This is a genomic window from Streptomyces sp. MMS24-W38, from assembly GCF_059889265.1.
Window position 1 is genome coordinate 283,924 of sequence record NZ_JCBCPP010000001.1, and the last position, 15,380, is coordinate 299,303.

The window sequence follows — 15,380 nt, forward strand, 5'->3', positions numbered from 1 at the left end:
CTCCGTGCCGGGGGTGCCTTCCGTGCCGGCGGGCCCGCCGGTGGCGGGGAGGTCGAGGAGGACGAAGCGGTCCGGGTTCTCGGACTGCGCGGTGCGTATCAGGCCCCACACGGCGGCGGCGGCCAGGTCCGGGGCGCCCTCGCCCGGGCCGGCGTCCACCGCGCCGTGGGTGACGAGGACGAGCCGGGAGGAGGCGGGCCGTTCGCCCGCCAGCCAGCGCTGGATCAGGCCGAGGACGGCGGCGGTGGTCCGGTGGACGTTCTCGGCGAGGTCGCCGCGGGCCGGGCCGACGGGGCACACGACCAGGTCGGCGGTGGCGTCGTCGAGGTCCTCGGTGACGGGGCCGCCGGGCAGGACGTGCACGTCGACCGGTCCGCCGGTGCCGACGCCGGCACCGGTGGCGGCCGGTGCGGCGGTCCATTCCACGGCGAACAGCGAGGAGTTGGCCGCGGTGGCCGCGGCCGCCGCCGCCAACTGCTGGGGGCGCACCGGGCGCAGGGTCAGTGACCGGACCTCGGCGACGGGGCTGCCGGTGCTGTCGGCCGCCTGGATGGACAGGGCGTCCGCTCCGGCGGCGGCCAGGCGCACGCGCAGTGCCGTCGCGCCGGTGGCCTGCAGCGTCACGCCGGACCACAGGAAGGGCAGCGGGGTGGCGCCGGTGTCCTCGAGGAAGCCTCCGATGGTCGTGGCGTGCATGGCCGCGTCGAGGAGGGCGGGGTGCAGGTCGAACGCGTCGGTGTCGGGTGCGGCCGCCGGTGGCAGGACGATGTCGGCGTAGACGGCGTCGGTGCCGCGCCAGGCGCGGCGCAGGCCGCGGAAGACCGGTCCGTAGTGGTAGCCGGCGCCGGCCAGGGTGGTGTCGTAGTAGCCGTCGAGGTCGACCGGTTCGGCGTCGGGCGGCGGCCAGGCGGACAGGTCGAAGCGGGCGGCTTCGGCTTCGGCCTCGGGGGCGAGGAGCCCGGAGGCGTGGCGGAGCCAGGTGCCGTCGCCGTCCTCGGGCTGGGAGTGGATCGACACCTCGCGGTCGTCGGCGCCGGACGGGGGGCTCACCCGGACCTGGATCCGGATCCGGCCGGCGGGCGGGACGACGAGGGGGGCCTGGAGGGTCAGTTCGCGGATCTCGCCGCAGCCCGCCTCCCGGGCGGCGCGCAGGGCCAGTTCGACGAATCCGGTGCCGGGCAGGATCGCGGCGCCGAGGACCTGGTGGTCGTCGAGCCAGGGCTGGGCGGACAGCGACAGGCTGCCGGTGAGGACCAGGCCGCCGTCGTCGGCGAGCGGGACCGCGGCGGCGAGGACGGCGTGGCCGGTGTTCAGTCCGCCGGCCACGCCCGCGTCGCCGCCCGCCGCGGCCGGACGCAGCCAGTACCGCTCCCGCTGGAAGGCGTAGGCGGGGAGGTCGACGCGGGTGCCGCCCCGGCCGGTGAGGACGGTGGCCCAGTCGACGCCGGCGCCGCGGGTCCATCCGGCGGCGACGGTGTGCAACAAGGTGGCGGCTTCGGGCCGGTCGTCGCGCAGCGCGGGGGCGATCGTCGTCGTGGCGGCGTCGTCGCGTTCGGCGAGGGTGTGCTGGGCCATCGCGCTGAGTACGGTGCTGGGGCCGATCTCGAGGAACCGGGTGGTTCCGTGGTCGGCGAGCCAGCTCACGCCGTCGGCGAACCGGACGGCGTGCCGTACGTGCCGCACCCAGTAGGCGGGTGAACAGAACTCCTCGACGGGGAGGGGGGCGCCGGTCAGGTTCGACACGATCGGGATCGCGGGCGGCCGGAAGGTCACGGTGGAGGCGACCGCGGCGAACCGTTCGAGCATCGGGTTCATCCGCTGGGAGTGGAAGGCGTGCGAGACGCGCAGCCGGGTGGCCTTGCGGCCGGAGAGGGTCCAGCGGGCGGCCAGTTCAGCGATGGCGTCCTCGTCGCCCGACATCACCAGGGCGGACGGGCCGTTGAGTGCCGCGATGTCGACGCGTCCCTCGTAGGTGCCGAGGGCCTCGACCGCTTCGGCCTCGGTGGCGGCGACGGCGAGCATGGCGCCGCCGGGCGGCAGGTCGGCCATCAGCAGGGCTCGGGCGGCGACGAGTTCGCAGGCGTCGTCGAGCGAGAGGACGTCGGCGACGTGCGCGGCCGCGAGTTCGCCGACGGAGTGGCCGAGGAGGTGGTCGGGGCGGATGCCCCAGGACTCCAGGAGCCGGAAGAGCGCGACCTCCAGGGCGAACAGGGCTGTCTGGGTGTAGTCGGTGCGGTCGAGGAGGGCCGCCTCGTCGGTGCCGGGTTCGGCGAACATCACCGCGCGCAGCGGGTGGCCGAGGTGGGGGTCGACGCGGGCGCAGACGGCGTCGAGGGCGTCGGCGAACACGGGGAACGCCTGGTAGAGCTCGCGGCCGGTGCCGGGGCGCTGCGAGCCCTGGCCGGAGAACAGCATCGCGAGGCGGCCGTGCCCGGTGGCGCCGGTGACGACGGCGTGGTGGGGGCGGTCCTCGGCGATCGCGTCGAGGCCCGCGAGCAGGGTGTCCCGGTCGCCGGCGATCACGGCGGCCCGGTGTGCCAGGCCGGCACGGGTGACGGCCAGGGAGTGGGCGATGTCGTGGACGGTGTGCGGGCTGCCGTCGGCGGCGGCGAATGCGCGGAGCCGGGCGGCCTGTGCGCGCAGTGCGGCAGGGCCGGCGGCCGACACCAGCCACGGCACCACCGGTTCGGGGGAGGACGCCGCGGCGGGGACGGGGACGGGGACGGGGGCGCGGTCGGGGACGGGGGTCGGCGGGGCCTGTTCCAGGATGACGTGGGCGTTGGTGCCGCTGACACCGAACGACGACACACCGGCCCGGCGGGGCCGGCCCGCTTCGGGCCAGGCCCGGTTCTCGGTGAGGGGCGAGACGGCGCCGGCGGACCAGTCGACGTGGCCGGTCGGCTCGTGGAGGTGCAGGGTGCGGGGCAGCACACCGTGCCGCATGGCCAGCACCATCTTGATCACGCCGGCGACACCGGCGGCCGCCTGGGTGTGGCCGATGTTCGACTTGAGCGAGCCGAGCCACAGCGGTTCGGCGTCGCCGCGGCCCTGGCCGTAGGTGGCCAGCAGCGCCTGCGCCTCGATCGGGTCGCCGAGGGCGGTACCCGTGCCGTGCGCCTCGACGGCGTCCACGTCGGCCGGGGCGAGCCGGGCGTTGGCCAGAGCCTGCTGGACCACCCGCTGCTGCGCGGGCCCGTTGGGGGCGGTGAGGCCGTTCGAGGCGCCGTCCTGGTTGACGGCGCTCCCGCGCAGCGCGGCCCAGATCCGGTGCCCGTGACGCCGCGCGTCCGAGAGGCGCTCCAGCACCAGGACGCCCGCGCCCTCGGACCAGCTCGTGCCGTCAGCGGCCGCCGAGAACGGCTTGCAGCGGCCGTCGGCTGCCAGCCCGCGCTGGCGGCTGAACTCGACGAACGCGTCGGGGGTGGCCATCACGGTGACGCCGCCGGCCAGGGCGACGGAGCACTCGCCGTTGCGCAGCGCCTGGGCGGCCAGGTGCATGGCGACGAGGGAGGACGAGCAGGCGGTGTCGACGGTGATCGCCGGGCCCTCCAGCCCGAAGGTGTAGGCCAGGCGGCCTGAGGCGACGCTGGTGGCGGTACCGGTGAGGATGTGCCCCTCGACGCTGTCCGGCAGTCGGGCGGCGCGGCCGTAGCCGGAGGAGGTGACGCCCATGAAGACGCCGCCGGGGACGCCCTTGATCACGGCCGGGTCGACGCCCGCGTCCTCGAGCGCCTCCCAGGACGCTTCGAGCAGCAGTCGCTGCTGCGGGTCCATGGCGAGCGCCTCGCGCGGGGAGATGCCGAACAGTTCGGCGTCGAAGTCCCCGGCGTCGGGCAGGAATCCGCCGTGGCGCGTGTAGGTCGTGCCCTGACGCTCCGGGTCGGGGTCGAACAACGTGTCGATGTCCCAGCCCCGGTCGGCGGGGAATTCGGTGATGGCGTCGCCGCCGTCGCACAGCAGCCGCCACAGGGCGGCCGGGTCCGTTGCCCCGCCCGGGAACCGGCAGCTCATGCCGACGATGACGACGGGGTCGTCGTCGGCCGCTGTCGCGGCCACGGCCGCGGGGGCGGCGGGGCCACCGAGGCCGCGGGCCAGGTGACCGGCCAGGATCCGCACGCTGGGGTGGTCGAAGACGGCGGTGGCGGACACCGCCACGCCGCTCGCCGCCCGCAGCCGCTTGCCGAGCTCGACGGCCGTCAGCGAGTCGAAGCCGAGATCCTTGAACGGCAGGTCCGGGTCGACGCCGTCGGGGCCGACGTGGCCGAGGACCGCGGCGACCTGCGCGCGGACCACGGTGAGCATCTCCTGCTCGCGTTCGGCAGCGGTGAGGGAGGCGACACGTCCGGCGGTGTCGGGCTCGTCGTGCCGGTGCGACGGGCCGGGCGCGGGCTGCAGGTCCGGCAGGTCCGCGAGCAGCCGGCTGGGCCGCGCCGAGGTGAACGCCGCGACGAACGCGGGCCAGATGATGTCGGCCACCACGACACACCCGTCGCCGTGGTCGACGGCCCGGTCGAGCGCTGCCCGCGCCGTCCCGGGCTCCATCGCGGCCAGACCCCGCCTGTGCAGGTCTTCGAGGCCGTGCCCGTCGGGCACCTGTGCGCCGTCGTCCCAGGGTCCCCAGGAGACACAGGTCCCCGGCAGGCCGCGGTCCCTGCGGAACTCGGCGAGCGCGTCCAGGTAGGCGTTGGCGGCCGCGTAGGCGCCCTGTCCGGCGCCGCCCCAGGTCCCGGCGACCGAGGAGAAGAGGACGAACGCGTCCAGCGGGGTGTCGCCGAGGGCGTGATGCACGGTGGTCGCGCCCAGGACCCTGCCCGTGAGTGCGTAGCCGAACGCTTCGGGGGCGGTCCCGTCGACCGGGCCGGTGGACGGCACGGCCGCGGTGAACACCACGGCGGAGAGCGGCTCTTCCGCCGGGATCGCGGCCAGCATGTCCTGGACGGCATGCGGATCGGTGACGCGGCAGGCGAGGACCGACACCGGGACGCCGGTGCCCGACAGCTCGGCGGCGAGGTCCGCCGCGCCCCGGTCGTCGAATCCGTTGTCGCTGACGAGCAGCAGCCGTGCCGGGGCCCGGCCGGCGGCCCAGCGCGCGGCATGGGCACCCAGTGGACCGTCGGCGCCGGTGACCAGCACGGTGCCGCCCGGCTGCCACCGCTCGGCGGTCCGCTCGCCCAGCGGCGTGCGCCGCAGTCTGCGGCCGTAGGCGCCGGAGGGGCGCAGCGCGACCTGATCCTCGCCGGTGCCGCCGGCCAGGAGGGCGGCGAGTCGGCCGCCGGTCCGCGCGTCGACGGCGGCGGGCAGGTCGACCAGCCCTCCCCACAGACGCGGATGCTCCAGTGCGACGACCCGGCCGAGGCCCCACACCTGTGCCTGGACGGGTGCGTCCAGCCGGTCGGACCGGCCGGTGGAGACGGCCGCGCGGGTGGCGGTCCACACCGTCGTGTCGAGGCCGGCGACAGCGAGGGCCCGCATCAGGGTCAGGGTGGTGGCGCTGCCGGCCGGCAGCGGGGCGGTGGGAAGGCCCTCGTCGGCGAGTGCGGCGAGGTTGAGCACGCCGGCCGTGTCCGGGCCGGAGACTTCGCTGATCCGGGCGGCGAGTTCGGCGGGATCGGTGTCACGGGCCCCGACCGTGAACGTGACCACGTCGGCGCCGGCGCGGTGGAGCGCGGTCACCACGGAGTCGGCCGTTTCGCCATGGGCGGCGGTGTCCTCGGGCAGGACGACGAGCCAGGTGCCGGACAGGGTGGCGGTCGTCGGGAGACCGGTGAGCGGCTTCCAGGCGACCTGGTAGCGCCAGGTGTCGATCACGGACCGCTGCCGCCGCTCCCGGCGCCACGACGCCAGCGCGGGTACCACCGACCCCAGCAACTGCGGGGCCTCCGACAGCTGCAGCGTGCCCGCGAGTTCATCGAGGTCACCACGCTCCACGGCATCCCAGAACCGCGACTCGACCGGGTCCACCACCCCGCCCGCGGCCTGGGCGGGCAGCGACGGGACGTCCAGCCAGTACCGCTGGTGCTGGAACGCGTAGGTCGGCAAAGCGACCTGGCGGCCGGTGAGCAGCGCGGACCAGTTCACGTCCACGCCGGTGGCCCATGCCTCGCCGAGGGACGTCAGGAGGCGGTGCATGCCGCCCTCACCGCGTCGCAGGGTGCCCAGCACCACGGCGTCGGCCCCGGTCGCGTCGATGGTCTCCTCGATGCCGACGGTGAGTACCGGGTGGGCGCTGACCTCGACGAAGGTGCGCATCCCCTGTCCGAGGAGGGCACGGACCGCGGTCTCGAACTCGACGGTGGAGCGCAGGTTGTCGAACCAGTACCGGGCGTCCAGTCCACCGTCGACGCTCTCGCCGGTCAGGGTGGAGATCATCGGAATCGTGCCGGTGGCCGGGGCCAGGTCGGCCAGGTCGGCCAGGATCCGCTCCCGGAGCCGGTCCATCTCCGGCGAGTGCGACGCGTAGTCCACCGGAACGCGGCGCGTGCGGATGCCCTGGCGTTCGCACGCGGCCATGAACGAGTCGAGGGACTCGGCGTCGCCGGAGACCACGGTGGAGGACGGACCGTTCACCGCGGCCACCGACACCGTGCCCGGCAGCAGGCCCTCGACCGCTTCCCGGCCGGCCGCCACGGACACCATGCCCCCGCCCCCGGCCACCGCCACCAAGGCCTGCGAGCGCAGCGCCACCACCCGCGCCGCGTCCTCCAGCGACAGCCGGCCCGCCACACACGCCGCGGCGATCTCACCCTGCGAGTGCCCCACCACCGCGGACGGCACCACACCCGCCGAACGCCACACCTCCGCCAGGGCGACCATCACCGCCCACAGCACCGGCTGGACCACATCCACCCGGTCCAGGTCCCCGTCCCGCAGCAGCACATCGGTCAGCGACCAGTCCACAAACGGGGCCAGCGCGGTCTCGCACTCGGTCAGCCGCTCCCGGAACACCGGCGAGGCATCCCACAACTCCCGCGCCATGCCCACCCACTGCGAGCCCTGACCCGGGAACACGAACACCACACCACCGGCACCCGCAACGGCCGAGGTGGCCACGGACAGCCCGGCCAGCAGCTCCTCCCGGCCCTCCCCCACGACCACCGCACGGTGCTCCAGCGCGGCCCGCGTCGTCGCCAGCGACCAGCCCACGTCCACCGGGTCCAGCCCGGGACGCTCCGCGACGAACGAGGCCAGCCGCTCCACCTGCGCCCGCAACGCGGCCTCGGACTTCGCCGACACCACCCACGCCGACACACCCGGAACAGAGGTCTCTGCAACCGAGGCCTCCGGCTGCGGGGCCTGCTCCAGGATCACGTGCGCGTTCGTACCGCTGATCCCGAACGACGACACACCCGCACGCCGCGGACGGTCCGCACCGGCCCAGGGACGTGCCTCGGTCAGCAGTTCGACCGCGCCCGCCGACCAGTCCACCTCCGCCGACGGCTCGTCGGCGTGCAGCGTGGCCGGCAGGACGCCGTGCCGCATCGCCATGATCATCTTGATCAGGCCCGCGACACCCGCGGCCGCCTGGGGGTGGCCGATGTTCGACTTCACCGACCCGAGCCACAGCGGCTCGCCGGCCTCGTCACGGTCCTGGCCGTAGGTCGCCAGCAGCGCCTGCGCCTCGATCGGGTCACCCAGCCGGGTGCCCGTCCCGTGCGCCTCCACGACATCCACGTCCGCGCCGGTGAGCCGGGCGTTGGCCAGCGCCTGGCGGATCACCCGCTGCTGCGAGGGGCCGTTCGGCGCGGTCAGACCGTTCGACGCACCGTCCTGGTTGATCGCGCTGCCGCGCACCACCGCGAGGATCGTGTGCCCGTTGCGCTCCGCGTCCGACAACCGCTCCAGCAGCACGAGCCCGGCGCCTTCGCCGAGGCCGAAGCCGTCGGCCCCCGCGCCGAAGGCCCGGCAGCGGCCGTCCTGGGACAGGGCGCGCTGGCGGCTGAACTCGACGAACAGGCCGGGGCCGGCCATCACCGTCACACCGCCGGCCAGGGCGAGGTCGCAGTCGCCGTTGTTGAGGGCCTGCACCGCCAGGTGGGTCGCCACCAGCGACGACGAGCACGCGGTGTCGACCGTGACGGCGGGGCCTTCCAGGCCGAGGGCGTAGGCGACCCGGCCGGATGTCACGCTGCCCAGGCCGCCGCTCAGCCGGTAGCCCTCGGATCCTTCCAGCGGCTGGTCGAGCCGTGGGCCGTACTCCTGGGTGGCGGCGCCGGCGAAGACTCCGGTGCGGCTGCCGCGCAGCGTCGTCGGATCGATGCCGGCGCGTTCGAACGCCTCCCACGCGGTTTCCAGCAGCACCCGCTGCTGCGGGTCCATGGCCTGGGCCTCGCGGGGCGAGATGCCGAAGAACGCCGGGTCGAACTGGTCGGCGTCGAGGAGGAATCCGCCTTCGGCGGTGTAGGAGCGGCCGGGCTCGTCGGGGTCGGGGTGGTAGAGGCCGTCCGTGTCCCAGCCGCGGTTGTCGGGCAGGCCGGAGATGACGTCGCTCCGGTCGGTGACGAGCCGCCAGAGGTCTTCGGGAGAGGTGACACCGCCGGGGTACCGGCAGGCCATGGCGACGACGGCGACGGGTTCGCCGACATGGGTCGCCGTGGGCGTGGCCGTGCCGACGGGTTCCGCGGGCCGCCGCAGCAGCCGGGCGACGAGCTGCTCGGCGAGGGCGTGGGGCGTGGGGTGGTCGAAGGCGATGGTGCTCGGCAGGCGGAGACCGGTGGCGGTGTTGAGCCGGTTGCGGAACTCCACCGCGATGAGCGAGTCGAAGCCGAGGCTCTTGAACGCCTGGGTGGCGTCCACCTCACCGGTGCCGGCGCGGCCGAGCACCGCGGCGGCGTGCGCGCGGACGAGGTCGAGCACGGTGCGGTGCCGGTCCGCCTCCGGCAGCGCGGTCAGGTCGAGGCCGAGGCCGGTCAGCGCCTCGGGGGCGGCGGCGCGGCGGCGCGGCTCGCCCACCAGGGCGCGCAGCGGGGCGGCGACGGTGTCGGGGTCCGTCAGGGCGGCGGCGCGCAGTTCGGGGAGGCTGAGCCGGGCGGGTGCGAGCAGCGGCTCTCCGCCGGGCAGTGCCGCGTCGAAGAGGGCGAGCGCCTGCTCGGGGCTCATGGGGGCGAGTCCGGTGCGTGTCAGCCGGGCCCGGTCGGCGTCGCCGAGGCGGCCGCCCATGCCGGTGTCGTCCCACAAGCCCGACAGCAGTGACAGCGCGGGCAGGCCGCGGGCGTGCCGGTGCTGGGCGAGGGCGTCGAGGAAGACGTTGGCCGCGCCGTAACTGCCCTGTCCGGGGGTGCCGATGGTGCTGGCGAGCGAGGAGACGAGGACGAACGCCGTGAGATCGAGGTCCGCGGTGAGCCGGTGCAGATGCCAGGCGGCGTCGGCCTTGGGACGGAGCACCGTGGTGAGCTGGTGGGAGGTGAGCGTGTGGATCGGGGCGTCGTCGACGACACCGGCGGCGTGGACGACCACGCGCAGCGGGTGTGCGGCGGGGATACCGGCGAGGAGTGCGCGGAGCGCCTGCGGGTCGGCGGCGTCGCAGGCGACGGCGGTGACGTGGGCGCCGGTCGCGGTGAGTTCGGCGATGAGTTCGGCGGCTCCGTCGGCGTCGGCGCCGCTGCGGCTGGCGAGCACGAGGTGGCGGGCGCCGTGTGCGGTGACCAGGTGCCGGGCGATGAGCCGGCCGATGTCGCCGGTGCCGCCGGTGATCAGGACCGTGCCGTCGGCGTCGACGGGGCTTGCCCCGGCCGTGGTGGTGACGCGGGCGAGCCGCTCGGCCAGAACCCGGTCGCCGCGGAGGGCGAGTTGGGGCTCGTTGTGGTGGAGGGCCGCGACGGGCGCCCGGTCGAGGAGGGTGTCGTCGTCGATGTCGACGAGGACGAACCGTCCAGGGTGTTCGGCCTGGGCGGTGCGGACGAGACCGCGGGCGGTCGCGACGGCCAGGTCGTGGACGTGCTCGTCGCCTCGGGTGGCGACGGCGCCGTGGGTGAGCAGGACGAGGCGGGTGCCGGTCAGGCGCTGGTCGGCGAGCCAGGTCCGGAGCAGCGTCAGCGTGTCGAGGGCGGCGCGGTGGGCGTCGGCGACGGGGTCGGCGGCTTCCGCGGTGCGGTGGGCTCCGACGAGGTGTACGGCGACCGCTTCCGGTGCGGTTGCGCCGGCGGTGAGGGCCGCCTGCAACGCGTCGAGGTCGGCGTAGTGCCTGGCGAAGGCCCCGGGTCGGGTGGCCGGTGTGCCGGGGAGCGCCGAGTCCGCGGATTCGGCCGGCAGTTCACCGGGGAGCTCCACGCCGCCCGCTCCGGAACGCGGTTCGCCGACGAGGGCCCAGTCGACGGGCCCGGCGGGGGTGGTGTCGTGGAGCGTCACCCATTCCAGGCGCCAGAGCGGGTCGGTGCCGGTCGTCGCGGTCGCGAGCTGGTCCGGATCGACCGGGCGCAGCACGAGGGCCTCGATCGTGGCGACGGCGCCGCCGGAGGGGTCGGTCAGTTCGACGGTGACCGCGCCGTCGCGGTCCGGGGCGCCGATGTGGACCCGCACGGCGCTCGCGCCCGTGGCGTGGAGCTGGACGCCGCCGAAGCCGAAGGCGAGCCGGGTGCCGGCCGGGCTGCCGTCGAGGGGCAGCAGAGCGTGCAGGGCGGCGTCGAGGAGGGCCGGGTGGAGTTCGAATCCGACGGTGTGCTGCGGATCGGGATCGGGCAGGGCGGCTTCGGCGTAGATCTCCTCGCCGTGCCGCCAGCAGGCGCGCAGTCCCTGGAACGCCGGGCCGTAGGCGTAGCCGAGTGCGGCGAGCCGGGGGTAGGCGCCGTCGAGCGGGACGGCCGTCGCGCCGGGGGGCGGCCAGGCGGCCGGAGTCGGGCGGGGCGGCCGGGCGGGGCCGGCGGTGTGGAGGGTGCCGGTGGCGTGCCAGGTCCACGGGACCAGGTCGGCGCCGGTGGCCTGGCGGGAGTGCACGGTGATCGGCCGCCGGCCGGTGTCGTCGGGCGGCTGCACGATGATCTGCAGCTGGAGCGGCTCGTCGTCGGGGACGATCAGCGGTGTCTGCAGGGTGAGTTCGTCGACGCGCGGGTGGCCGCAGCGGCGGCCCGCGTACAGGGCGAGGTCGACGAGGGCGCTGCCGGGCAGCACCGTCCTGCCGAGGATCGTGTGGTCGGCCAGCCACGGCCGGCCCGCCGTCGACAGGCGGCCGGTGAGGACGAGGGTGCCGTCCTCGGCGATGTCGACCACGGCGCCGAGCAGCGGGTGGTCGGCGCCGTCCAGGCCGAGGGCGTCGGCCCCGGCGGTGGGCGTGGCGGGTGCGAGCCAGAAGCGTTCGCGCTGGAAGGGGTAGGTGGGCAGCAGCACCTTGCGGGCGGGTGCGGGGAGCACGGTCGTCCAGTCGGGCCGGACGCCGTGGGTCCAGGCGGTCGCCATGGCGGCGACGAAGTGGGCGTGGTCGCCGTGGTCGCGGCGGAGGGTCGCGAGTGCGGCGCCGGGGCGGCCCATGTCGTCGAGGGTGTCGGCGACGGCCGCGGTGAGCACCGGGTGGGCGCTGGTTTCGAGGAACACGTCGTGCCCGGCGGCGCGCAGGGCGCGCACGGCCGGCTCGAAGCGCACGGTTTCGCGCAGGTTGCGGAACCAGTAGGCGGCGTCCAGGTGCGCGGTGTCGAGTGGTTCGCCGGTGACGGTGGAGTAGAACGGTACGTCGCCGGTGCGCGGGGTGAGGGTGGCGAGCGTGTCGAGGAGTTCGTCGTGGAAGGCGTCGACGTGGGGTGAGTGGGAGGCGTAGTCGACGGGGAGGCGGCGGGCCCTGATCCCTTCGGCCTCGTATGCGGCGAGGAGCGCGTCGAGTGCGTCGGCGTCGCCGGAGACGACGGTGGCGGAGGGGCCGTTGAGGGCGGCGATGCCGATCCGGCCGTCCAGGCGGGCCAGGCGGGTCCGGACGTCGGCGGCGGGCAGCGGCACGGACACCATGCCGCCGGTGCCGGCGAGGGTGCGGACGCAGCGGCTGCGGAGGGCGACGATCCGGGCGGCGTCGGGGAGGGTGAGGCCGCCGGCGACGTAGGCGGCGGCGATCTCGCCCTGGGAGTGGCCGACGACCGCGGCCGGTTCGACGCCTGCCGAGCGCCACAGGGCGGCCAGCGACACCATGACGGCGAAGAGGGCGGGCTGGACGACGTCGTCCCGGTCCAGCGGCGGTGCTCCGTCGGCGCCGCGGAGGACGTCGACGAGGGACCAGTCGGCGTACGGTGCGAAGGCGGCCGAGCAGGCCTGGATCTCGTCGCGGAAGGCGTCGCTGGTGTTCAGCAGGGAGGCGGCCATGCCGGCCCACTGGGAGCCCTGGCCGGGGAAGACGAACACGGTGCCGTCCGGGCGGCCGGCGGTTCCCTCGGTGACGCCGGGTGCGGGGAGCCGGCCCGCCAGCGCGTCGAGTCCCGCGAGGAGGCCGTCCCGGTCGGCGGCGACGACGGCGGCCCGCCGGTCGAACGCGGCGCGGCCGGTGGCGAGGGTGTGGCCGAGGGCGGCGAGGTCGAGGTCGGTCCGGCTGCGCAGGACGTCGGCGAGCCGGTGCGCCTGGGCGCGCAGGGCGGCGTCCTGGTGTGCGGAGATCAGCACGGGGACGGCGGGCGGCTGGTCACCGGGTTCGGCGGCGGGGGGCTGCGGGTGGCCTTCGAGGATCAGGTGGGCGTTGGTGCCGCTGATGCCGAACGACGACACCGCCGCGCGGCGGGGGCGGTCGAGCTCCGGCCAGGGTGTCGTCTCGGTCAGCAGCCGCAGCTCGCCCGCGGACCAGTCGACCCGGGGGGTGGGTTCGTCGATGTGCAGGGTGCGGGGCAGGACGCCGTGCCGCATGGCGAGCACCATCTTGATGACGCCGGCGACGCCCGCGGCGGCCTGGGTGTGCCCGATGTTCGACTTCACGGAGCCGAGCAGCAGCGGCTCGCCGGTCTCGCCGCGTTCCTGGCCGTAGGTCGCCAGCAGCGCCTGCGCCTCGATCGGGTCGCCGAGGCCGGTGCCGGTGCCGTGGGCCTCGACGGCGTCCACGTCGGCCGGGGTGAGCCGGGCGTTGGCGAGGGCCTGCCGGACGACCCGTTCCTGGGAGGGGCCGTTGGGCGCGCTGAGGCTGTTGGAGGCCCCGTCCTGGTTGACGGCGCTGCCGCGGACGACCGCGAGGACGTCGTGGCCGAGGCGCCGGGCGTCGGAGAGGCGTTCGAGGATCAGCAGGCCGGCGCCCTCGCCCCAGCCGGTGCCGTCTGCGGCCGCGGCGAACGGCTTGCAGCGGCCGTCCGGGGCCAGGCCCTGCTGGCGGCTGAACTCTGTGAACATGCCCGGGGTGGCCATCAGGGTGACGCCGCCGGCGAGGGCCATGTCGCATTCGCCGGCGCGCAGGGCCTGCGCGGCGAGGTGCAGGGCCACGAGGGAGGAGGAGCAGGCGGTGTCGACGGTGACGGCCGGGCCCTCCAGGCCGAGTACGTACGCGATGCGGCCGGAGGCGACGCTCGGTGTGCCGCCGGTCAGCAGGTGCCCTTCCAGCTCCGGGGGCGCCTCGTGCATGCGCGGGCCGTAGTCCTGGGCGGTGGCGCCGACGAAGACGCCGGTCCGGCTGCCCCGGAGGGATTCGGGATCGGTTCCGAGGCGCTCGACCGCTTCCCAGGCGGTTTCCAGGAGCAGCCGCTGCTGGGGGTCCATGGCGAGGGCTTCGCGCGGCGAGATGCCGAAGAAGGCGGCGTCGAAGTCGCCGGCGCCTTCGAGGAACGCGCCGGCGGGCCGCAGGGTGCCGTGGGGGTTGCGGGCGGCGTCCCGGTAGATGTCCTCGGCGTTCCAGCCCCGGTCGTCGGGGAAGCCGGTGACGGCGTCACCGCCGTCGAGCAGGAACTGCCACAGCGCTTCCGGGGTCGCGATCCCGGCGGCGTAGCGGCAGCTCATCGCGACGATGGCGATCGGCTCGGCGGGGTCGGCGGTCTCGCCGGGTGCGGCCGGTGCGGCGGGCGGTGCGGGGTCGGTGCCTCCCCGCAGCCGGTCCCGGAGGTGTGCGGCGAGCCGGTCCGGCGTCGGGTGGTCGAACAACAGCGAGTCCGGCAGCGGCAGGGTGAGCGCTGTGGCGAGCCGGTCCCTCAGTTCGACGGAGCCGAGCGAGTCGAATCCGAGGTCGTGGAAGGTCTGGCGGGCGTCGACGTCGTCGGGGCCGTCGTGGCCGAGGACGGCGGCGGCGTTCTCCTGGATCAGCCGGAGCACGGCACGGGTTCCGGCTCCGTCGGCGGGGCGCTCCGGCTCGGGCTCCTGTGCCTGCGGGCGGGCTCCGGGGAGTTCCGGCTCCTGCGTCCGCGGGCAGGTGGCGGGCAGGGCGCGGGCGGGGAGGTCGTCGAGCCAGTATCGGCGCCGCTGGAAGGAGTAGGTGGGCAGGGCGACCGGGCGGGGCCGGTGGGCGGCGAGCAGGGCCGTCCAGTCCAGGTCCACGCCGGCCGTGTGCATGCGTCCGATGGCGCGGAGCAGCGTCTCGGCCTCGTCGCGGCCCTTGCGCAGGGCCGCCGTCAGCACGGGGCCGTCGGTGCGGCAGGTGGCCGCCATGCCGGCGAGTACGCCGTCGGGGCCGAGTTCGAGGTAGCGGGTGACGCCCAGTGCGGCGGTGGCGGCGACGCCGTCGGCGAAGCGGACGGTGTCGCGGACCTGGCGCAGCCAGTACGCGGGCTGCTGCATGGCACCGGGTTCGGCAACGGCTCCGGTGAGGTTCGAGACGACCGGGATGTGTGCGGGGTGGAACGTCAGGCCGTCCAGGACGGTCGCGAACTCGTCCAGCATCGGTTCCATCAGGGCCGAGTGGAAGGCGTGCGACACCGACAGGACGTTGAACCGCAGGCCGCGCTCGGCGCACTCCGCCGCATACCGCTCGACTACCTCGACCGCGCCCGACAGGACGACGGAGTTGGGGCCGTTGACGGCGGCGACGTCCAGGCCGGAGCCGGCGACGTCGGCCTCGGTCGCCTGGACGGCGAGCATGCCGCCGCCCGCGGGCAGCGCCTGCATCAGCCGGCCTCGCTCGGCCACCAGGGTGCAGGCGTCGTCCAGGTCCAGGATGCCCGCCACGTGTGCGGCGACGATCTCGCCGAGCGAGTGGCCCAGCAGCACGCCGGGGGTGACGCCCCACGACTCCACCAGCCGGAAGAGGGCGACTTCGAGGGCGAAGAGGCCCGCCTGCGCCCACATCGTGTGATCCAGGTCGGTGCCGTCGGTGAGCACCTCGCGCAGCGGGCGGCCCAGCCGCGGGTCGAGTCGCTCGCACACCGCGTCGAAGGCCTCGGCGAACACCGGGAACGCCTGGTGGAGTTCCTTCCCCATGCCGGGGCGCTGCGCCCCCTGGCCGGTGAACAGCAGGGCCAGGCCGCCGGGTTCGGCGTCGCCGGTCATCACACCCGGGTCGGGGCGGT

General features: G+C 75.6%; 2 pseudogenes. Both read right to left on the bottom strand.

The annotated features are described in order from the left end of the window. Nucleotides 1-54: 54 nt before the first annotated feature. Nucleotides 55-10,419 (bottom strand): annotated as a pseudogene (locus tag AC6F7H_RS00650) (type I polyketide synthase); the annotation flags it as partial. Continuing rightward, nucleotides 10,405-15,360, bottom strand: a pseudogene (locus AC6F7H_RS00655) (acyltransferase domain-containing protein); the annotation flags it as partial. The pseudogenes AC6F7H_RS00655 and AC6F7H_RS00650, both read right to left, overlap by 15 nt. Nucleotides 15,361-15,380 lie beyond the last annotated feature (20 nt).